Origin of the sequence: Streptomyces sp. NPDC048295, from assembly GCF_040652135.1 — a bacterium.
In the GTDB taxonomy this organism is placed as follows: domain Bacteria; phylum Actinomycetota; class Actinomycetes; order Streptomycetales; family Streptomycetaceae; genus Streptomyces.
Genome location: NZ_JBEZLL010000037.1, coordinates 56,483 through 75,999, shown reverse-complemented (window position 1 = coordinate 75,999; position 19,517 = coordinate 56,483). Strand labels below are relative to the sequence as shown.

At 71.2% G+C, this 19,517-nt stretch carries 18 protein-coding genes; 10 read left to right on the top strand and 8 right to left on the bottom strand.

Annotation, left to right across the window (positions count from 1 at the left end):
* Nucleotides 1-187: 187 nt before the first annotated feature.
* Nucleotides 188-1,486: an aldolase gene (locus AB0D53_RS37050; protein ID WP_362453760.1), complete on the top strand. Its 1,299-nt coding sequence runs from the start codon at nt 188-190 to the stop codon at nt 1,484-1,486.
* Nucleotides 1,487-1,502: 16 nt separating this feature from the next.
* Here the strand turns inward: AB0D53_RS37050 and AB0D53_RS37045 are convergent, their stop codons facing one another.
* Complete coding sequence (locus AB0D53_RS37045) at nt 1,503-2,531, bottom strand: LacI family DNA-binding transcriptional regulator (RefSeq protein WP_362453759.1); 1,029 nt, start codon at nt 2,529-2,531, stop codon at nt 1,503-1,505.
* 180 nt (nt 2,532-2,711) lie between these two features.
* On the opposite strand from AB0D53_RS37045, the gene AB0D53_RS37040 reads away from it, so the two are divergent.
* A complete protein-coding gene (locus tag AB0D53_RS37040) occupies nt 2,712-3,668 on the top strand; it encodes an ROK family protein (RefSeq protein WP_362453758.1) in 957 nt (318 codons plus the stop codon).
* Nucleotides 3,669-3,769: 101 nt separating this feature from the next.
* Here the strand turns inward: AB0D53_RS37040 and AB0D53_RS37035 are convergent, their stop codons facing one another.
* Entirely contained in the window at nt 3,770-5,812 is a 2,043-nt protein-coding gene (locus tag AB0D53_RS37035; RefSeq protein WP_362453757.1) for an NPCBM/NEW2 domain-containing protein, read from the bottom strand.
* A 267-nt stretch (nt 5,813-6,079) separates the two neighbouring features.
* On the opposite strand from AB0D53_RS37035, the gene AB0D53_RS37030 reads away from it, so the two are divergent.
* The 3 genes from AB0D53_RS37030 to AB0D53_RS37020 are packed head-to-tail and all read left to right on the top strand — an operon-like array spanning nt 6,080 to nt 9,252.
* Nucleotides 6,080-7,369, top strand: a complete 1,290-nt coding sequence (locus tag AB0D53_RS37030) for an ABC transporter substrate-binding protein (RefSeq protein ID WP_329813321.1) — start codon at nt 6,080-6,082, stop codon at nt 7,367-7,369.
* 45 nt (nt 7,370-7,414) lie between these two features.
* Complete coding sequence (locus tag AB0D53_RS37025; protein WP_362453756.1) at nt 7,415-8,329, top strand: sugar ABC transporter permease; 915 nt, start codon at nt 7,415-7,417, stop codon at nt 8,327-8,329.
* A complete protein-coding gene (locus tag AB0D53_RS37020) occupies nt 8,326-9,252 on the top strand; it encodes a carbohydrate ABC transporter permease (RefSeq protein ID WP_362453755.1) in 927 nt (308 codons plus the stop codon). The genes AB0D53_RS37025 and AB0D53_RS37020 overlap by 4 nt, the downstream gene beginning before the upstream one ends.
* 150 nt (nt 9,253-9,402) lie before the next feature.
* Here the strand turns inward: AB0D53_RS37020 and AB0D53_RS37015 are convergent, their stop codons facing one another.
* Nucleotides 9,403-9,579: a hypothetical protein gene (locus tag AB0D53_RS37015; RefSeq protein WP_362453754.1), complete on the bottom strand. Its 177-nt coding sequence runs from the start codon at nt 9,577-9,579 to the stop codon at nt 9,403-9,405.
* A 210-nt stretch (nt 9,580-9,789) separates the two neighbouring features.
* Here AB0D53_RS37015 and AB0D53_RS37010 point away from each other — a divergent pair, with 210 nt between their 5' ends.
* Nucleotides 9,790-10,827 carry an NUDIX domain-containing protein gene (locus AB0D53_RS37010; RefSeq protein ID WP_362453753.1) on the top strand — a complete coding sequence of 346 codons (1,038 nt, stop codon included), beginning with the start codon at nt 9,790-9,792 and terminating at the stop codon, nt 10,825-10,827.
* Here the strand turns inward: AB0D53_RS37010 and AB0D53_RS37005 are convergent.
* The 3 genes from AB0D53_RS37005 to AB0D53_RS36995 form a co-directional block, all read right to left on the bottom strand.
* Nucleotides 10,786-11,496 carry an MBL fold metallo-hydrolase gene (locus tag AB0D53_RS37005; protein WP_362453752.1) on the bottom strand — a complete coding sequence of 237 codons (711 nt, stop codon included), beginning with the start codon at nt 11,494-11,496 and terminating at the stop codon, nt 10,786-10,788. The genes AB0D53_RS37010 and AB0D53_RS37005 overlap by 42 nt on opposite strands.
* 373 nt (nt 11,497-11,869) lie before the next feature.
* Complete coding sequence (locus AB0D53_RS37000) at nt 11,870-11,992, bottom strand: hypothetical protein (RefSeq protein ID WP_362453751.1); 123 nt, start codon at nt 11,990-11,992, stop codon at nt 11,870-11,872.
* Nucleotides 11,993-12,217: 225 nt separating this feature from the next.
* Entirely contained in the window at nt 12,218-13,582 is a 1,365-nt protein-coding gene (locus AB0D53_RS36995) for a dipeptidase (RefSeq protein WP_362453750.1), read from the bottom strand.
* Between the two features lie 183 nt (nt 13,583-13,765).
* On the opposite strand from AB0D53_RS36995, the gene AB0D53_RS36990 reads away from it, so the two are divergent.
* Nucleotides 13,766-14,980 (top strand): geranylgeranyl reductase family protein, encoded by a 1,215-nt coding sequence (locus AB0D53_RS36990; RefSeq protein WP_362453749.1) that lies wholly within the window; start codon nt 13,766-13,768, stop codon nt 14,978-14,980.
* A 149-nt stretch (nt 14,981-15,129) separates the two neighbouring features.
* On the opposite strand, the gene AB0D53_RS36985 is transcribed toward AB0D53_RS36990, so the two are convergent.
* Entirely contained in the window at nt 15,130-15,582 is a 453-nt protein-coding gene (locus AB0D53_RS36985) for a nitroreductase family deazaflavin-dependent oxidoreductase (protein WP_362453748.1), read from the bottom strand.
* 128 nt (nt 15,583-15,710) lie between these two features.
* Between AB0D53_RS36985 and AB0D53_RS36980 the strand changes: the two genes are divergently transcribed.
* The 3 genes from AB0D53_RS36980 (at nt 15,711) to AB0D53_RS36970 (ending at nt 18,478) form a co-directional block, all read left to right on the top strand.
* The gene (locus AB0D53_RS36980; protein WP_362453747.1) at nt 15,711-16,442 is read left to right on the top strand and encodes a TetR/AcrR family transcriptional regulator; all 732 of its coding nucleotides are present in this window, start codon (nt 15,711-15,713) and stop codon (nt 16,440-16,442) included.
* A 111-nt stretch (nt 16,443-16,553) separates the two neighbouring features.
* Nucleotides 16,554-17,816 carry a sensor histidine kinase gene (locus AB0D53_RS36975; RefSeq protein WP_362453746.1) on the top strand — a complete coding sequence of 421 codons (1,263 nt, stop codon included), beginning with the start codon at nt 16,554-16,556 and terminating at the stop codon, nt 17,814-17,816.
* On the top strand, nt 17,813-18,478 hold the full coding sequence (locus AB0D53_RS36970; RefSeq protein WP_362453745.1) for a response regulator transcription factor: 666 nt from the start codon (nt 17,813-17,815) through the stop codon (nt 18,476-18,478). The genes AB0D53_RS36975 and AB0D53_RS36970 overlap by 4 nt, the downstream gene beginning before the upstream one ends.
* Nucleotides 18,479-18,752: 274 nt before the next feature.
* Here the strand turns inward: AB0D53_RS36970 and AB0D53_RS36965 are convergent, their stop codons facing one another.
* Nucleotides 18,753-19,508: a maleylpyruvate isomerase family mycothiol-dependent enzyme gene (locus AB0D53_RS36965; RefSeq protein ID WP_362453744.1), complete on the bottom strand. Its 756-nt coding sequence runs from the start codon at nt 19,506-19,508 to the stop codon at nt 18,753-18,755.
* Between the last annotated feature and the right edge of the window lie 9 nt (nt 19,509-19,517).

Genomic DNA, 19,517 nt, shown 5'->3' with positions numbered 1-19,517 from the left:
CCTCCTCCGCCCCGGGAGGCTCGCTGGTCGACCCGTCCAGCGGGGCCGTCAACCGGCGTTCGGTCGCCGCCAAGAGCGGTGACCAGCTGGAGACCACCATTGACGCAGGTCCGACGGCCTTATAACTTCACTATACGGATTGTTGATTCCGGGAAGCGGAAACAGCGTGACTGTGGAGGGTGTGGAAATGGGTCAGCAGGAGAAGGTGGCAACGAGCCTCGCAGGTGCGGTCAGCGAGGAGATCAGCGCTTCCCTCACCGCGGTCGACGCCGAGCTGGCACGCCGCTACCCGGGAGACCCGGGTACGCGCCAGCCGGTCCACACGGTCTACGTCCCCGGCGACACGTTCACCGCCGACACCATCCGCTCCTGGGGCGACCAGGCCCTCAGGGCCCTCGACGAGCACGCCCCCGACGCGGCCTCGTTCGCCGCCGTCCTCGGCATCCCGGACGAACTCGCCACGCCCGTCCATGACCGGGTGCGCGCCAAGCTGGAGCGCGAGCCGGTCGAGGACCTCCGCATCGACTTCGAGGACGGCTACGGCCCCCGCCCCGACGCGGAGGAGGACGAATCCGCGGCCCGCGCCGCCCGGCTGGTCTCGGAGGCGTACGAGAACGGCACGGCGGCCCCGTACATGGGCATCCGGATGAAGTGCATGGAGGCCGCCGTGCGCGACCGGGGCATCCGCACCACGGACATCTTCCTCACCGGCCTGATGCAGGCCGGCGGCCTGCCCGACGGGCTGGTCCTCACGCTCCCCAAGGTGACCTACCCCGAGCAGGTCACCGCCTTCGTCCGCCTGCTCGAAGCGTTCGAGCAGGCGCACGGGCTGCCCGCCGGACGGATCGGCTTCGAGATCCAGATCGAGACGAGCCAGTCCATCCTCGCCGCGGACGGCACCGCCGCCGTCGCCCGCATGATCGACGCGGCGCGGGGCCGTGCCACCGGCCTGCACTACGGCACCTTCGACTACAGCGCCTGCGTCGGCGTCAGCGCCGCGTACCAGGCCAGCGACCACCCGGCCGCCGACCACGCCAAGGCGGTCATGCAGGTCGCCGCCGCGGGTACCGGCGTACGGGTCTCGGACGGCTCCACCAACGTCCTCCCGGTCGGCCCCACCGCTCACGTCCACGAGGCCTGGCGGCTCCACTACGGCCTCACCCGCCGGGCCCTGGCCCGTGCCTACTACCAGGGCTGGGACATGCACCCTGGCCATCTGCCGACCCGGTACGCGGCCGTGTACACCTTCTACCGCGAGGGCCTGGAGCAGGCCGCCGCGCGGCTCGCCGCGTACGTGGCCAAGGCCGGCGGCGACGTCATGGACGAACCCGCCACCGCCAAGGCGCTCAGCAGCTACCTCCTGCGCGGCATCGACTGCGGCGCCCTGGACACCGCCGAGGTCGCCCGGCTGACCGGGCTGACACGGGCGGAGCTGGACGGCTTCGCGTCGCCGCGGCGGGCCGATCTCACGGTGACCGCACCGTAGCCGCCGGCCGCGCGGCTCAGGCGGGCGGCAGCTCGCCCGAGCCGCGCGCGATGAGCGTCGTGGGCAGTTCCACCCGGGCCGGGGCGTGGTCGGCGCCGTCCAGACGGCGGAAGAGGTGCTCGGCGGCGGTGCGGCCGACGGCGGCGGCGTCCTGGGAGATGACGGTGATGCCGAGCAGATCGGCCAGCTCGATGTCGTCGAAGCCGACCAGGGCGACAGGGCGTTCCTGCTCGGCGAGGACGCGCACCACCGTGACCGTCACCCGGTTGTTGCCCGCGAAGACGGCGGTGACGGGCTCGGGGCCGGAGAGCATCCGCTCGGTGGCGGCCCGGACCCGGCCGGGATCGGTCGGGCCGAGGGACACCCAGGAGTCCTCGACCCGGGTCCCCGCGTCCGCCATCGCCGCGTGGTAGCCGCGCAGCCGCTCGGTGGCGGTGTGGATGCGCGGCTGGTCGCCGATGAAGCCGATCCGGCGGTGGCCGTGCGCTATCAGATGGGCGACGCCCTCGCGGGCGCCGCCGAAGCTGTCGGAGAGGACCATGTCGGCGTCGATGCGGCCCGCCGGGCGGTCCACGAAGACGGTGGCGACGCCCGCCTTGATCTCCGGCTCCAGATAGCGGTGGTCGTCACCGGCCGGAATCACGATGAGCCCGTCCACCCGGCGCGCGCACAGGGCGAGTGCGAGCTCCTGCTCGCGCTCCGGGTCCTCGGCGCTCGATCCGTTGATGAGCAGGGCGCCATGGGCCCGGGCGACTTCCTCCACCGCTCGGCTCAGCGGTCCGTAGAACGGGTCGGCGAGATCCTCCAGGACCAGGCCGATCGAGGCGGTGCGGCCTTTGCGCAGGACGCGCGCGCTGTCGTTGCGCCGGAAGCCGAGCGCCTCGATGGCCTCCTGGACCCGGCGCTCGGTGTCGGGCGTGACCCCCGGCTCGCTGTTGACCACGCGGGAGACCGTCTTGAGCCCCACTCCGGCGCGGGCCGCCACATCCTTCATGGTCGGCCGGTTGCCGTAACGGGTCTCGGAGTGACGGGCGGTCTCGGCCACGGTGCGCTGTCCTGTCCTCGGGTGCGGGCGGTCCGGCGGGTCCGTGGGCGGTGCCGCGGAGCCGGCCGGAGGCTGTGCCGTCGAGCATAGGCCCTGGACAACGTTGTCAGCTGAATGGAGACTGGGCAGACTGTTTCCTGAAGCCGCAGGTCCCCGCCCCCTAGTCACGGAGCCACACCGATGCATACCGACCTCGTCGCCGCGCTGGACATCGGCGGCACCAAGATCGCCGCCGCGCTGGTGGACGGCGACGGCGCTCTTCTCGTACGGGCGCAGCGGCCGACGCCCGCCCGGGAGAGCGCCGAGACGGTCATGGGCGCCGTGACGGAGGTCCTCGCCGAGCTGTCCGGCTCCCCGCTGTGGGTGCGGGCGACCGCGGTCGGTATCGGCAGCGCGGGCCCGGTCGACGCCTCGGCCGGCACGGTCAGCCCGGTGAACGTCCCCGGCTGGCGCGACTTCCCGCTGGTGGAGCGGGTCGGCAAGGCGGCCGGCGGGCTGCCGGTCGAGCTGGTCGGCGACGGGGTCGCGATGACGGCCGCCGAGCACTGGCTGGGCGCCGCCCGGGGCTACGACAACGCGCTCTGCATGGTCGTGTCGACCGGTGTCGGCGGCGGGCTCGTCCTCGGCGGCAAGCTGCACCCCGGCCCCACGGGCAACGCCGGGCACATCGGTCATGTCAGCGTGGACCTGGACGGCGACCCGTGCCCCTGCGGATCGCGCGGCTGCGTCGAGCGCATCGCCAGCGGTCCGAACATCGCCCGCCGGGCGCTGGAGGCCGGCTGGCGGCCCGGACCGGACGGCGACGCCTCCGCCGCCGCCGTGGCCGCCGCCGCGCGTGCGGGGGACCCGGTCGCCCTCGCCTCGTTCGAGCGCGCCGCCCAGGCACTGGCCGCCGGGATCGCCGCCACCGCCGCGCTCGTCGACATCGACATCGCGGTGATCGGCGGGGGAGTGGCCGGTGCGGGCGACATCCTCTTCGCACCCTTGCGCCGGGCCCTGCGGCAGTACGCCACGCTCTCCTTCATCCGGCGGATCGAGGTGACCCCGGCGGTGATGGGCACCGACGCGGGACTGGTCGGCGCGGCCGCCGCGGCGGCGCGGGTCGGTCCGGGCGGCGTGGCGACGGCACAGGGCTGACCGGCGCGCCATGCGAGGAGCGCCGGGCGGGTTCCAGGACCTCGCTCCTGGAACCCGCCCGGCGGCCGCACGCGTGGCTCGCCACCACCCGTGTTCCCTCGTCAGCAGGTGATCCGCAGGTCCGCCCAGTCCGCGTGGTCGGAGTCGACGCCGTCCCCGCCGTCGGTGACCACCAGGCGTACCACCTGCGCACCGCTGACGTCCGCGGTGACCGGCTGAGCGGGCATCGCGTTGGTCAGGACACCGGTCGACGCCACCTTCGTACCGTCGGCCCAGACCTCGAAGGTCACCGTCCCCTTTGTGCCCTTCTCGTCGTCGACCCCCACCTGCGCCGTCACGGTGTCGCACGCCCGGCCGGTGTAGAACTCGACGGAGCTGTCGGCGTGCACGCCGAGGCCCTTGGCGAAGACCGCGCCGCCGATGGTCAGCGGATTCCCGTCACCCGCCCCGCTCTCGCCGTTGCTGGTGTCCCGCTCGACGGGGCCCCAGCCGTTGGCGGCGGAGAGCTGCGGCAGATCGCCGAGGTAACTGCCGCCCGCCGGGGGCGCGACCACCACATGGACCTGGAGCGGGACCGTGGAACGGACGCGCGTCCCGTCCGGTGAGCGGTACCGGGCATCGAGTGCCAGATCGTACGCACCCGTGGGGGTGCCCGCCGGAGCCGTCACCTGCCAGCGGGTGGTCAGGGACCGCCCGGTCGGCAGGGCCGGCGAACCGGTCGGCGACACCGCCTTCACCTGCCAGCCCGAGGGGCCGGTGAGCAGCGCCGAGACCTTCGTGGCGGGGGTACGGCCCAGGTCGGTCACGGTCGTGGTCAGCGTGGTGGTGCGTCCGGCCTCGGTCAACGGGCTTGATTCCAGGCCGAGTTCCACGGCCGGCGGATGTGCGGCCCAGGTGCCGTCGGCGGCGATCCGCAGCAGTACCGTTCCGTGCGCCGGGACGGTCGCGGCCACGGTGCCCGCCGTGTTGTACGACTTGTGCTGCCACAGGTCGCGCATCGTGTACCCGGGGGCCTTCGGCAGCCCCACCGCCGCGGCCGTCGTCGCGATGTGCTGTGCGCTGCCGGTCTCGTTGAAGAGGGCGACGGCGCGGCTGCCGTCCGACATCTCCTTGGCGACGACCCAGCGCCCGCCGGCGGAGGAGAGTACGGTGCCCTGCTTGCCGAGCGGGTCCTGATCGACGGCGACGACCTCGTGGTTGGAGAGGATCTCGAAGGTCTCCGGGCTCGCCTTGCGCAGATCGGAACCGATGAGCAGCGGTGCCGCCATCACGGACCACATGGAGAAGTGCGTGCGGTACTCCGTGTCCGTCATGCCGCCGTTACCGACCTCCAGCATGTCGGGGTCGTTCCAGTGCCCCGGACCGGCGGCGGCCGCCAGGGGCAGGTTCTTCTTCATGATCGACAGCATGCTGCCCCAGCTGTCGTTGATGTCGCCGGTCGTGCGCCAGAGGTTGCCGAGTTCACCGGCCCACTCCCAGGGCTTGTTCTCACCCCATTCGCAGATGCTGTAGACGATGGGACGGCCGGTCGCGGCCAGTGCGTCCCGCATCGTCGTGTAGCGCTGCTTCGCGTCGACGCCCTGGTTGTTGCAGTTGTCGTACTTCAGATAGTCGATGCCCCAGTCGGCGAACTGCTGTGCGTCGCTGTACTCGTGGCCCAGTGCGCCGGGAAGTCCCACGCTGTCGCAGGTCTTGGTGCCGGCGCTGGTGTAGATGCCGATCTTGAGGCCCTTGGAGTGGACATAGTCCGCGACTTCCTTGATCCCGTTGGGGAAGCGCTGGGGATCGGCCTCCAGCTTGCCCTCCGCATTGCGCTGCGGCTTCGCCCAGCAGTCGTCGAGATTGACGTATGTGTAGCCCGCGTCCTTGAGGCCCTTCTCGACGAAGATGTCGGCGATGCCCTTGACCATCGATTCGTCGAACTCGGCCCGGCAGTGCGTGGAGTTCCAATTGTTGAACCCCATCGGCGGGGTGAGCGCAAGGCCGTTTCCGGACTGCGGTGCCACCGTGCGACCGGGAGCGGAATCCGGTGAGTCGGCGAGAGCGGGAACGGTCGTGCCCGTGGCACACAACAGCCCGGCCACCAGCGCTCCGATGACTCCGCGACGGCCGGTTCGGGTTGTACGGGTTGGAAGATGACGCATCGTTACGTTCCTCCATACTCGCGCATGATCGGATGACGGCATGTGCACGCCAATGCGTGCGATTACGTTAGAGCGTGTTGGAGTCTGTTGGTAGAGGGGCGGCGGCGGTTGCCCGACATCTCGTCAAAACCCTTGACTACACCATCACTTGGGGGTGAGATCCAATCGCGCGTTCGGTTGTGTTGGGTTGCATCTCCGGAGGAGCTGAGCATGACGCAGTCAGGTGACGACAGGTCAGGTGTGCCGGGAAGTGTCGCGGGACATCGGATGTCCCGGCGAAGTCTGCTGCGTGGTGCGGCCGTCGGAGCCGGAGCCGTGACGCTGCCCGCGTTGCTCACCGCCTGCGGGGGAGGCCCCGGTGGCGACGGAAAGACCATCACCTTGGGCTCCAATTCCTCCGACCCCGTTCCGAAGAAGGCCTTCGCCGACGCCTTCGCCGCGTACGAGGCGCAGTCGGGCGGACGGAAGGTGAAGGTCAACACCGTCGACCACAACACCTTTCAGGAGAACATCAGCCGGTATCTCCAGGGCAAGCCGGACGATGTCTTCATGTGGTTCGCCGGTAACCGGATGCAGTTCTTCGCCGAGAAGGGGCTGCTGTACGACATCAGCGACAACTGGCAGGACTACAAAGGTTTCTCACCCGCACTGAAGGCCCAGTCCACCGGGGCGGACGGCAAGCAGTACCTCACGCCGTACTACTACTATCCGTGGGCCGTCTTCCACCGCAGGAGCCTCTTCGCCGACCGCGGATATCAGGCGCCGAAGACGCTCGACGAGTACGTGGCGCTCGCCCGGCAGATGAAGAAGGACAAGCTGGACCCGATCGCATTCTGCGACAAGGACGGCTGGCCCGCCATGGGCACCTTCGACTACATCGACATGCGGACCAACGGCTACGACTTCCACAAGAGCCTGATGGCGGGCGAGATCGCCTGGACCGACAGGCGGGTCAGGGACGTCTTCGACACCTGGCGCCGGCTTCTGCCGTACTGCCAGCAGGGCGCCAACGGCCGTACCTGGCAGGAGGCCGCAACGAGCCTTCAGAAGAAGGAGGCCGGCATGGCCGTCTTCGGGCTGCCGCACCCCGGCGCCCAGTTCCCCAAGGGTGAACAGGACGACATCGACTTCTTCCCCTTCCCCGTCATCGACCCGGCGCACGGGCAGGACGCGGTCGAGGCCCCCATCGACGGTTTCCTGCTCGCGAAGAAGTCGAAGAACCTCAAGAACAAGAAGACCCTGGAGAGCGCCAAGGACCTGCTCAAGTGGCTCGCCACCGGGAAGGCCGAGGACGTCTACCTGAAGAGCGACCCGAACAACATCGCGGTCAGCGACCAGGCGGACATCTCCGCGTACTCACCGCTCCAGAAGAAGGCCGTGGAGCTGGTCTCCGGCGCGAAGCAGATCTCCCAGTTCCTGGACCGGGACACCAGGCCGGACTTCTCCTCCACGGTCATGATCCCGGCGATCCAGAAGTTCATCAGCGACCCGGACGACGTGGACGGACTGGTCAACGACATCGAACGGCAGAAGAAGACCATCTTCGCCTCGGACTGACCCGGACGACCCCGATGGCATCCGACCGAATCTGGAGTACCTCCCGTGTCGTTGATCCCGGCCCGGCGCACCGGACGGCGGGCCGCACGGCGGTTCACCGGCCGCGACCTCGCCGTACTCGGTGTGCTGCTCGGCATACCCGTTCTGCTCGACGCCGCCATCGTCTGGGGACCGACCCTCGCCTCGGTGGTGCTCTCCTTCACCGGCTGGGACGGCATCGGTGACATCAAGTGGGTCGGTACGCAGAACTACGAGAACCTCTTCACCAACTACCCGCAGTTCTGGCCTGCGGCCCGGCACAATCTGCTCTGGCTCGCCTTCCTCGGCCTGGTCGCCGCCCCGTTCGGGCTGCTGCTGGCGGTGCTCATCGACCGGGGGGTGCGCTTCAGCCGGTTCTACCAGTCGACGCTGTACATGCCCGTCGTGCTGTCGCTCGCCGTGGTCGGATTCATCACCCAGCTGGTCTTCTCCCGCGACCAGGGCGCACTGAACGCGATCATCGGGGACACGGGCTCACCGACGGACTGGCTCGGCGACCCGGACCTCAACATCTGGATGGTCCTGCTCGCCGCGGCCTGGCGGCACACCGGCTATGTGATGATCCTCTACCTCGCCGGGCTGAAGGCCGTCGACCCCTCGCTGAAGGAGGCCGCGGCGATCGACGGGGCGGGCGAGGCCCAGACCTTCTTCCGCATCGTCCTGCCCACCCTGCGGCCGGTCAACGTCATCGTCGGTGTGATCACCGTCATCGAGTCCCTGCGCGCGTTCGACATCGTGTACGCCGTCAACCACGGCCGCAACGGGCTCGAACTGCTCTCGGTGCTCGTCACCGACAACATCATCGGCGAGGCCAGCCGGATCGGTTTCGGCTCCGCCATCGCCGTGGTCATGCTCGTCGTCTCCCTGGGATTCGTCGTGACGTATCTGGTCCAGGAGCTCCGAGGGGAGAAGAACCGTTGACCGTCGAAGCCGCCCCCGCCCGCCCCGCCGCACGGCCGGCGCCGCCGTCTCCCGCCGCGGCCCGGCGCCGGAACCGCGCCGGCCGGATCGGTGTCCATGCCTTCCTGATGGCGGTCTCCCTCGCCTTTCTCGCCCCGCTCCTGCTCGCGGTGTACGCCTCGCTGAGGCCGTACGAAGAGACCTCGGAGCACGGCTACTTCTCGCTGCCCCGCCATCTCTCCCTGGACTACTACCGGCAGGCGTTCACCGACTCCGGTATGACGAAGTACTTCGTCAACACCATGATCATCGCGATCCCCGGGGTGCTCGTCACCCTCTTCCTCGCCTCGTTCGTGGCCTTCGCGGTGGCGCGCCTGAGAATGCGCGGCGGGCTCGTCCTGCTGATGCTCTTCACCGCGGGCAACCTGCTGCCGCAGCAGGTGATCGTGACGCCCCTGTACGTGGTGTTCAACCACGTCCCGCTGCCCTACTGGATGTCCGACTCGATGACGATGTTCGACTCGTACTGGGCCGTCGTCGTCGTCCAGATCGGGTTCCAGCTCGGCTTCTGCGTCTTCGTCCTGGCCGGCTTCATGCGCACCCTGCCGCAGGAGATCCTGGAGGCGGCCGTCGTCGACGGCGCGGGTGTGTGGACCCAGTACTGGCGGATCACGATGCCCCTGTGCCGCCCGGCCCTGGCCGCGCTCGGCACGCTCCAGTTCACCTGGATGTACAACGACTTCCTCTGGGCACTGGTCTTCATCTCCGACGGCGACAAGCTCCCCATCACCTCGGCGCTGAACAACCTCAGGGGCCAGTTCTTCACCGACTACAACCTGCTCGCCGCGGGCTCGGTGATCGTCGCCCTGCCCACGCTCGTGGTCTTCCTGCTGCTCCAGCGGCACTTCATCGCGGGCCTCACCCTGGGCGCCGGCAAGGGGTAGGGGGCTGTGGCAGCCGCCCCGGGCGGATCCTCCGGCTCCGCTGGTGTGGGAATGGTGAGAGAAGGGGAGAGGCGGGGTGACTCTTCCGGGGGCGTCCCCGGACCGTCCGGCCGAGCGGGACGCGGCTTCGGACCGGACCCGGCCCCGGTCTCAGCGGCCCCGGTCCGGCGACTGCTGCGGGACGACCACCAGGAACGCGTCCTGCTCCAGATCCATCACGACCTCGGCCGCGACACCCTCGCAGCGACGGGCTGCCGCGAACTCCTCCGCAGGCCAACTGCCCCGCGGCCCTCCTGCGGGAAACCGCTCAAGTACGGTGCGACGCACACTGCACCCCCTGGTCGTCGGTCGGACATGTCCGCTCCAACGACCTTCCCGCTCCGCCGTTACGGCCGTGCGTACGGCCGGACGCATGCGAACGGGGGGCCGGCCGTGGGCACCCGGAGGTTCCGTTCGGGAAACAGCCATCGCCACAGCCGGGTTTTCGCGGCAGGGTGTTGCGGGCAAGCCACAGGGGGCTACGGAAGAGGGGGAACCGTGATCGTCTGGGTCAACGGTGCGTTCGGCGTGGGCAAGACGAGCGCCGCGCGTGAACTGATCGATCTGATCCCGAACAGCACTTTCTACGACCCCGAGCTGATCGGCGGGGAACTGCGGCAGTTGCTGCCCCAGAAGAGGCTCGCCGAGGTGACGGACTTCCAGGACCTGCCGATCTGGCGGCGACTGGTCGTGGACACCGCGGCGGCCCTGCTCGCCGAGGTGTCCGGTGTGCTGGTGGTGCCGATGACTCTGCTGCGGCAGGAGTACCGCGACGAGATCTTCGGAGGGCTGGCCTCCCGGCGCATCGCGGTCCGCCATGTCCTGCTCTCATCTGAGGAAACGATCCTGCGTAAGCGGATCGCCGACCGTGTGGAGTACCCCGAAGACCCGGAGCACAGCGAACGGGTACGGCAGTGGGCCTACCAGCACATCGAGCCCTACCGGGCGGCGCTCGGCTGGCTCGGCCGGGACGCCCACGTCATCGACACCGGCGCGCTCACCCCGTACGGAACGGCCGAGCGCATCGCCGAGGCGGTCAGCAGCGGCGCCGCCACCCCGTGCGAGATCGTGCAGACACCCGAGCCGACCGCGGAGACCGTGGCGGCCGGCGTGCTGCTCTTCGACGAGCACGACCGGGTGCTGCTCGTCGACCCGACGTACAAGCCCGGCTGGGAATTCCCCGGCGGTGTGGTCGAGTCCGGCGAGGCACCCGCCCAGGCCGGGATCCGTGAAGTGGCCGAGGAGATAGGTATTTGTCTCGACCGGATACCGAAACTCCTCGTCGTCGACTGGGAGGCACCCAGCCCGCCCGGCTACGGCGGCCTGCGGCTGCTCTTCGACGGCGGCCTGCTGACCGGCGCGGACGCCCAGCGGTTGCTGCTGCCCGGATCCGAACTGCGCGGCTGGCGGTTCGTCACCGAGGCGGAAGCGGCCACCCTGCTGCCCCCTACCCGGTACGAACGGCTGCGCTGGGCACTGCGCGCCCGCGAGCGGTCAGCCGTGCTCAACCTGGAGGCGGGAGTCCCGGTCGGCTGAGGCGAGCATCGCGGCGGCGGCGCCGGAGGTGACCGGATCGCCGTGGCCGAAGCAGACCGTGGCCGGCTCCAGCGCCGCCAGCCGCCGGAAGGAGGCCAGTGCCTGCTCCCGGTCGATGTTGAACACGCCGAGCATCACCCGGCCGACCGAGGCCACACAGTCCCCGGTGAACAGCACACCGTGGTGCGGCAGATGGATCCCGATGGAGCCGGGGGTGTGACCCGGGGAGTGGACCACCCGGGCCCCCTGGCCGAACCCGAGCTCGTCGCCGTCGGCCAGCTCGCGGTCGACCCGGGTCGGCGGGGCCGGGGGCACGGTCCGCGTCTGCTCCCACAGCGGGAGCTCCCAGTCGAGCAGGACGGGATCGGCGATCTCCTCCTCGCCCCGGATCACCGCGGCGTCCAGCCGATGGGCCAGGATCTCGGCGCCGTGACGGTCGGCGAGTTCCTGCGCGGCGCCGTAGTGGTCGCGGTGCCCGTGGGTGACGACGATCCGGGAAATACGGTCCGGGTCCAGTCCCAGGCCGTGTATCCCGTCCTCGATCGCGGACGCCGCGTCGCTGCCGCCCGCGTCGATCAGCGTCAGGTCGGGGCCGTCGCGCCACAGGTACGCCTGGCCGATGGCAAAGCGGAACATGTGCAGCCGGGGGAGCACTTCGACGAGATCCATGCCACGAACGTACGCGGACGGCCCGCGCGAAGTAGTCGCTCTACGCTCTGGGCGAGCTTCGCCGAGCGCGTAACGGCGGTGCGGCCGCGCGGACGGCCCGGAGCCCGCCGGGCCGGGCATGAAACGGGGTCACCGCCAAGGGATGGTCCGCCACGGAGTTCCCGCGCCCTCCGCAGGAGACGGTGAGCGGGGACGTTCTGCTCGTGGTACGTGCCGTACCGCTCGTCGTCGGGGCGCAGCACCCGGCCCGGCGCGCGGCGGAGCAGCTCTCCCACGATGCACCGGCCGGCCTCCTCGGCGCCCCCGTGCGCACGGTCGCCTGCTCCGCCCCGTACGGGTGGCGGAACCGGGCCGACAGCCCCGGCGGGCCGGTTCACGGCACGCCCGTAGTAGTGGCGACCGCGGTGGGGACCATGTCGTCCGGCGGCAGCCGCCTGTCGGCCTGGAACCGCGCCCGGTACCGCATGATGTGCCGGAGCGACGCGTTGGTCTGCACCGGACCGGTGGCTGAGTCGAACGCACCGGCTCAGCGCTCGGATGACGCTCCCGGACCACTTCTGGCGGCACGGCCGGCGAGTTCCATGGGCGTCGTCCGGGGGCGTCCACTCCCGATGCCAGGGCGGCAACCCGCCGGGCGTCGGCCGAAACCGGGTCCGGACCGACCCGTGGAGGGTGGTCCGGACCCGGTTCGCCGGAACGCGGCGCGCTCGGTGACGCGTGGTCAGGAACGCTTGGAATCGGCGTAGTTGCGCAGGAACAGGGCCTCGGCGAGGGACAGTCGCTCCAGCTCCTGGGGCGAGACGCTCTCATTCACCGCGTGGATCTGTGCCTCCGGCTCGCTCAGGCCGATCAGCAGGATCTCCGCCTCCGGGTAGAGGGCGGCGAGGGTGTTGCAGAGCGGGATCGAGCCGCCCATGCCGGACGTCTGCATCTTCTCGCCCGGGTAGGCGGCCTCCATCGCCTGCGCCATCGACGTGTACGCCGGGCTGGAGGTGTCCGCGCGGAACGGCTGGCCCTGGCCGACCTGTTCCACCGTCACCCTGGCCCCCCACGGCGCGTGGGCCTTGAGATGGGCGGTCAGCAGCTCGGTCGCCGCGGCGGCGTCCTGGCCCGGCGGGACCCGCAGGCTGATCTGGGCCCGCGCGCTCGCCTGGAGCGACGGCGTCGCGCCGATCACCGGCGGGCAGTCGATGCCGATGACCGTGACGGCGGGACGGGCCCAGATGCGGTCGGCGACCGTGCCCGTGCCGATCAGCCCGACGCCGTCGAGGACCTTCGCGTCCTGGCGGAAATCCGCTTCCGGGTACTGGAGTCCGTCCCACTCCGTGTCAGTGGCGAGCCCGTCGACGGTCGTGGTGCCGTCCTCGGCGCGCAGCGAGGCCAGCAGCTGGATCATCGCGGCCAGCGCATCGGGGGCGGCGCCGCCGAACTGCCCGGAGTGCAGGTTCCCTTCGAGGGTGTCGAGCGTGACCCGCAGCATCGTCATGCCGCGCAGCGTCGCGGTGACCGTCGGCAGACCGACCCGGAAGTTGCCGGTGTCGCCGATGACGATGGTGTCGGCGGCCAGCAGCTCGGGGTGCGCCTCCGCGTACCGCTCCAGACCGCCGGTGCCCTGCTCCTCGGAACCCTCGGCGATCACCTTCACCGAGACCGGGACGCCGCCGTCGGCCTTGAGGGCGCGCAGGGCGAGGAGGTGCATGATGAAGCCGCCCTTGCAGTCGGCCGAGCCGCGCCCGTACCAGCGGCCGTCGCGCTCCGTCAGTTCGAACGGAGGCGAGAGCCAGGCGGACTCGTCGAGCGGCGGCTGCACGTCGTAGTGCGCGTAGAGCAGTACGGTCGGGGCGCCGGCCGGGCCGGGCAGGAAGCCGTAGACCGACCGGGTGCCGTCGGGGGTGTCGAGAAGAGCGACGTCCTGGAAGTCCTCGGTGCGCAGCGCGTCGGCGACCCAGTCGGCGGCCGCCTCGCACTCGCTCTTCGGGAACTGCGCGGGATCCGCCACCGACTGGAAGGCCACCAACTCGGTCAGCTCCGCCTTGGCGCGGGGCATCAGCGAGGCAATGGTCTCGGAAATCGGACGGGCGGTCATGGGCACGCTCCTCGTGGGTGCGACGTTATGTGTACGAATCCGGCTACATGCGCACCGAGTGTGCGGCGTCGCATGCAGGATGAACGTACGGTCGATCCTCCCACAGCGGGGGCCGGGAGCAACGCGCCGTAGGATGCCGTGAGCAGCATGGGCCACTGGTGGGATCGGGAGCAGAAGCACATCGTGAGCAGCGAGAACGCAGACGCCGTACAGGAGCACGAAGAGTCGTCCGTGTGGGATGTCGTCGTAGTCGGAGGCGGACCGGCCGGAGCCTCCGCGGCATACGCGGCGGCAGTCGCCGGCCGACGGGTGCTGCTCCTGGAGAAGGCGGAGCTTCCCCGGTACAAGACATGTGGCGGCGGCATCATCGGGTTTTCGCGTGATTCGCTGCCGCCCGGGTTCGAACTTCCGCTGCGGGACCGGATCCACGCGGTCACCTTCTCGCTCAACGGCAGGCTGGCGCGCACCCGCCGCTCCAAGCGGATGCTCTTCGGCCTCATCAACCGCCCCGAGTTCGACGCGGGTCTGGTCGAGGAGGCGCAGAAGGCGGGCGCCGAACTGCGCACGGGCGCGACCGTGACGAGGGTCGAGCAGCACGGCGCCTCGGTGCCCGACCGGCGCACGGTCGCCGTGGTGCTCTCCGGAGGCGAGACGGTCCTGGCGCGCGCGGTCGTCGGTGCCGACGGGAGCGCGGGGCGTATAGGAGCCCATGTCGGGGTGAAGCTCGACCAGGTGGACCTCGGCCTGGAGGCGGAGATCCCGGTTCCGGCGACGGTCGCCGAGGACTGGGCGGGGCGGGTGCTCATCGACTGGGGCCCGATGCCCGGCAGTTACGGCTGGGTCTTCCCCAAGGGCGATGTCCTGACCGTCGGCGTGATCTCGGCGCGGGGCGACGGCGCGGGGACCAAGCGGTATCTGGAGGACTTCGTCGCCCGGCTCGGCCTCGCCGGTTTCGAGCCGAAGATCTCCTCCGGGCATCTGACGCGCTGCCGCAGCGACGACTCGCCGCTGTCACGCGGGCGGGTGCTGGTGTGCGGCGACGCGGCGGGGCTGCTGGAGCCGTGGACCCGCGAGGGGATTTCCTTCGCGCTGCGGTCGGGGCGGCTCGCCGGCGAGTGGGCGGTCCGGATCGCGGAGTCGCACGACGCGGTGGACGCCCGGCGCCAGGCACTGAACTACGCGTTCGCCATCAAGGCGGGCCTCGGTGTCGAGATGGGTGTCGGACGACGCATGCTGAAGCTGTTCGAGCGCCGCCCGGGGGTGCTGCACGCGGTGCTGACCGGATTCCGTCCGGCCTGGAACGCCTTCGCCGGAATCACCCGCGGAACGACCTCGCTCGGCGAGCTGGTCCGTACGCACCCGCTGGCGCAGCGGGCCCTGTCCGCGATGGACCGTTAGGGTCTTTCGTTCGGACCGGATCGGGCCGGACCAGGCCGGATCGGGGCCGGGGCCGGGGCCTTGGTCCGTCCGGCGGATCGGGGTCGCGCAGGGCCCGGCCGGGCGGACGTCGTCCGGCCTCCGGTGCCGGGGAGGGGCCGGCCGCACGGTCAGCCCTCCACGGTGATCCGGAAGACGGGATGGTCCGGGCAGGCCGCCAGCAGTTCGGCGTCCGAGGAATTCGCGGTGACGCCCTGGAAGTAGTCCTTGACCTCCCAGCCCCACCGCTCCAGGTAGGTGCGGACGACCAGCACCTTCTGCTCGTCGTCCGCGATCTCCACGGCCGTGAAGCCGCGGGTCTTCCGGCCCACCCGCAGCTCGCCGCCGCCGGCGACGCGCATGTTGCGCACCCACTGGGAGTGGCCCCGGGCGGAGACGAGGTACTGCGCGCCCTCGTGGGTGTGGGGGTTCACGGGGACGCGCTGCATCTGCCCGCTCTTGCGGCCGCGCACCGACAGCTCGGCCGAGCCGAAAAGGCTGAGGCCGTGGCGGGCGAGCCAGCCGACGATGCCGTTCATCCGGACGTTGAGGGTGCTGCCCTGGAGGTAGTACGGCTGAGACATGGTGACCCCTCACTGTTTTGAGAGCGGTGCTCTCGCTTGAGATCAGTGTGCACGGGATGGGCGCTCAAAAGCAAGAGCACTGCTCTCGTTCTTGGTCGGTGCTCTGCATTCATGACAGACTGAGCACCATGAGCACTGTCCGAGGAGCCAGAGAACGGGCCCGCATCGAGGTCACCGCCGCGATCAAGGACGAGGCGAAGAAGCAGCTCGCGGCCGAGGGCGCCGCCAAGCTGTCGCTGCGCGCCGTCGCACGAGAGCTCGGTATGGCGTCGTCCGCCGTCTACCGCTACTTCCCCAGCCGGGACGAGCTGCTCACCGCCCTGATCGTCGACGCGTACGACTCCGTGGGCGAGATCGCGGAGGCCGCCCACCGGACCGCCCGCGCCGACGCCGCCACCCACCTCGCCCGCTGGGTCGCCGTCAGCTGTGCCGTGCGTGACTGGGCACTGGCCCACCCCCACGAGTACGCCCTGATCTACGGTTCGCCCGTGCCCGGCTATACCGCGCCGCAGGCCACGATCGGCCCCGCCTCCCGCGTCGGCTTCGTCCTGATCGCCGTGGTCACGGAGGCCTGCCGCACGGACGGCCTGGCCCTGCCGTCGCTCGCCGACGATCTGCGCGCCGAGGCCGAGCGGATGTCCGCCGACCTCGCCCCCGGTCTTCCGCCGGAGGCCGCCGCCCCGCTGATCGCCGCCTGGTCGCAGCTGTTCGGGCTGATCTCCTTCGAGATCTTCGGCCAGTTCCACCGGGTGGTGGAGGCCAGGGAGGTCTTCTTCCGGGAGGCCGTCATTGAACTGGCCCGCACGGTCGGCCTGCTCGGCGCGAGGAACGGCGCCAGGGCCGCCGCGGGCAGGGGCTGACGGACCCCTTCGCCCGTCCCCGGCCCCGTACGACGTACTCCCCACGGAGTACGGGTGATCACCACGCCGGGCTGACGCCTTCGCCCGGGCCCGCGGTCTAGCGTGGCCGGCATGGAAGAGCAGCGCTCACACGGAAGCGGCGTCGGTCCCCCCTGGGCGCACGGCGAGCCGCCGCGGTGGCTGACCGGGGAGCCGGGGCGTTCCGCCGCCCGGCTGCCCTGGCCGTCGACGATCCTGCTCGGCGCCGTCGTCATGATCGGTTCGACCGTCGCGGCCCGGGGGCAGATGGACGAGCGGGCCCCGCTGGACCTCTTCGCGCGCCTGCTGCTCTTCCTGGCCGTCGCCGTGCTCCTGCTGCGCCACCGGCACCCCGTGGTGGCCGTCTTCGGCAGCTCGGCCGCGGCGATGGTCTATCTGGTGGCCGGCTATCCGTACGGGCCGGTCTTCCTGGCCGTGGCCGTCGGCTGTTTCAGCGCCGTCGTCTCCGGGCACCGGCGGGCCGCGTGGTCGGCCGTCGGCATGGTCTGGCTCGGACACGTCCTGGTGGCGCACTGGCTCTACCGGTGGCTGCCGCCCTCCGGTGACCAGGCCGCCCGCTGGGGACAGGAACTGGGCGTCGCCGCCTGGGTGGTGGCCATCGTCGCCGCTGCCGAGTTCGTCCGCGTACGCCGTGAACAGTGGGCGGACCGGCGGGCGGAGCGGGAGGCCGCGGAGCGGCGCAGGGCGGACGAGGAGCGGCTGCGGATGGCGCGCGAACTCCATGACGTCCTGGCCCACAGCATCTCCGTCATCAATGTCCAGTCGAGCGTGGGTCTGGCACTGCTGGACTCCGACCCCGAGCAGGCGCGTGCGGCGCTCACCACCATCAAGGCCGCCAGCAAGGAGGCGCTGGGTGAGGTCCGTCAGGTCCTCGACACCCTGCGTACCCCCGGAGACGCCCCCAGGGCCCCGGCCCCCGGACTCGACCGGCTCCCCGAACTCGTCGAACAGGCGGCGAGCACCGGACTCACCGTCACCGTCAGGACCGACGGCGAACGGCCGTCGGTCCCACCCGGCGCCGACCTCGCGGCCTTCCGTATCGTCCAGGAGGCGCTGACGAACGTGGTCCGGCACTCCGGATCGCGTACCGCGCGGGTCCGGATCGTCTACGGGCCCGGCCGCATCGGGCTCCGTATCGACGACGACGGACCCGCCACCGGCGGCGACGCCGGAGGCAGCGGCAACGGGCTGGCGGGAATGCGGGAGCGGGCCGCCGCGCTCGGTGGCACGATCGAGGCGGGCCCCCGGGCCGACGGCGGCTTCCGGGTACGGGCCGAGCTTCCACTGCCGCCCGGTTCGTCCGGCACGCCGGAACAGAAGGAGGAGACACCGTGATCCGCGTACTGCTCGCCGACGACCAGTCGCTGGTCCGGGCGGGTTTCCGCGCCCTGCTGGACGCCCAGCCCGACATCGAGGTGGCGGGGGAGGCCGCCGACGGCGCGGAAGCCGTGCGCATGGTGGGCGAGCTGCGGCCCGAGATCGTGCTGATGGACATCCGGATGCCGCATCTCGACGGCCTCGCCGCCACCCGTGCCATCACCGAGGATGCGCGGCTGGACGGCGTCAAGGTGGTCATGCTCACCACCTTCGAGCTCGACGAGTACGTCTTCGAGGCCATCCGGTCCGGGGCGTCCGGGTTTCTCGTCAAGGACACCGAACCGGACGAACTGCTGCGCGCCGTACGCGCGGTGGTGGGCGGCGACGCCCTGCTCTCACCCGGGGTCACCCGCCGCCTGATCGCCGAGTTCGCGGCCCGTTCCAAGGAGCCCGCGGCGGCGGCGGGACTGAGCGAACTCACCGAACGGGAGCGGGAGGTGATGGCGCTCGTCGGCATAGGGCTCTCCAACGAGGAGATCGCCCGGCGGCTGGTCGTCAGCCCGCTCACCGCGAAGACCCATGTCAGCCGCACCATGGTGAAGCTGGGCGCCCGCGACCGGGCCCAACTCGTCGTCCTCGCCTACGAGTCGGGGCTGGTGCGTCCGGGCTGGCTGGGTTGACCCGGGCGCACCGCCCTCCCCGTCCCTCGGCCGGCCCCGCACCGGCACCTTCCGCGCGCCGGCCGCCCCCGCCGCGCGGTCCGTCCCAAAGGCGCGGCCGGCACGGTGTGCTGAACGGTTCCGCCGCGCCATGCCGAGGCGGAACCTCCGCAGCGGTCGGTGCCCGCGGCCGGATGCTGAACGGACCGGAGGCCCGGAGACCCGGAGGGCCCGAGGCCCGAGCCGGGACGGTCGGGAAGGCCGGGTCCCTACGCCGGATCGCCCCGGCCCGCTGTCAGGACCAGGTCACTCCGGACTTCTCGCGCCAGATCCGGGCGGGCTCCGGGTCGCCCGTCACGGTGACCGCCGTGAGCGGCAGCCGGTTCCAGAGCGTGAGGTAGATCTCCTCGGCCGATCCGCTCAACTCGCAGTCCACGGACCCCTCTTCGGGTGCTCCGCCCTCCCGCACGGTGTGCGGCGGTTCCGCCGAGAGCCGCACGGTCCACGCGGCGTCGGTGTCCGTGGCGCGTATCCGCAGGGAGCGCGGCTCCGGGGTGCGCACGCGGCTCTTGGGGCGGGCATGCATGCCGAGCAGCAACTCGTCGATCCCGTCCACCGCGTGAGCGGCAGGGACGGATGATGGCCGCGCCCCGCGCGCCGACTCCGCGTCCACCCGGTGGATCGTGGTCTCGTGCGCCTGCCGCCGGGCCCAGAAGGCCAGCGGTGACGGCGCGGGCAGGAAGGTCCAGCACTCCAGGCCGGCCGGGGCGGTGCCCAGCGCGTCCACCAGGAGGCCGTGGCCCTCGCGGAACCAGTCGAGCAGCTCCGGCCCGTCCAGTTCCGGCTCCCCGCCGTCGGGGTGGTACGAGGTGTGGCCCTCGGTGACGAACGCGGTCGCCCAGCGGTGAACCATCCCGGTGTGCCGCAGCAGATCGCGTACCCGCCACTCCGGACATGTCGCAACCCGCGCCCCGGTTCCCGCCATCTGTGCGGCGGCCGCCAGCAGTTGTCCCTCGGTGGCCAGGGACTCGATGTGGTCCGTGATCTCCATGGCCTCGAT

Bases quoted from the DNA above. Each gene is read 5' to 3' on its own strand.
- AB0D53_RS37005 (WP_362453752.1), bottom strand. From the start codon at position 11,496: ATGGATCTCGTCGAAGTGCTCCCCCGGCTGCACATGTTCCGCTTTGCC.
- AB0D53_RS37030 (WP_329813321.1), top strand. From the start codon at position 6,080: ATGTCCCGGCGAAGTCTGCTGCGTGGTGCGGCCGTCGGAGCCGGAGCC.
- AB0D53_RS36985 (WP_362453748.1), bottom strand. From the start codon at position 15,582: ATGTCTCAGCCGTACTACCTCCAGGGCAGCACCCTCAACGTCCGGATG.
- AB0D53_RS37040 (WP_362453758.1), top strand. From the start codon at position 2,712: ATGCATACCGACCTCGTCGCCGCGCTGGACATCGGCGGCACCAAGATC.
- AB0D53_RS36995 (WP_362453750.1), bottom strand. From the start codon at position 13,582: ATGACCGCCCGTCCGATTTCCGAGACCATTGCCTCGCTGATGCCCCGC.
- AB0D53_RS36965 (WP_362453744.1), bottom strand. From the start codon at position 19,508: ATGGAGATCACGGACCACATCGAGTCCCTGGCCACCGAGGGACAACTG.
- AB0D53_RS37050 (WP_362453760.1), top strand. From the start codon at position 188: ATGGGTCAGCAGGAGAAGGTGGCAACGAGCCTCGCAGGTGCGGTCAGC.
- AB0D53_RS36975 (WP_362453746.1), top strand. From the start codon at position 16,554: ATGGAAGAGCAGCGCTCACACGGAAGCGGCGTCGGTCCCCCCTGGGCG.
- AB0D53_RS36980 (WP_362453747.1), top strand. From the start codon at position 15,711: ATGAGCACTGTCCGAGGAGCCAGAGAACGGGCCCGCATCGAGGTCACC.
- AB0D53_RS37035 (WP_362453757.1), bottom strand. From the start codon at position 5,812: ATGCGTCATCTTCCAACCCGTACAACCCGAACCGGCCGTCGCGGAGTC.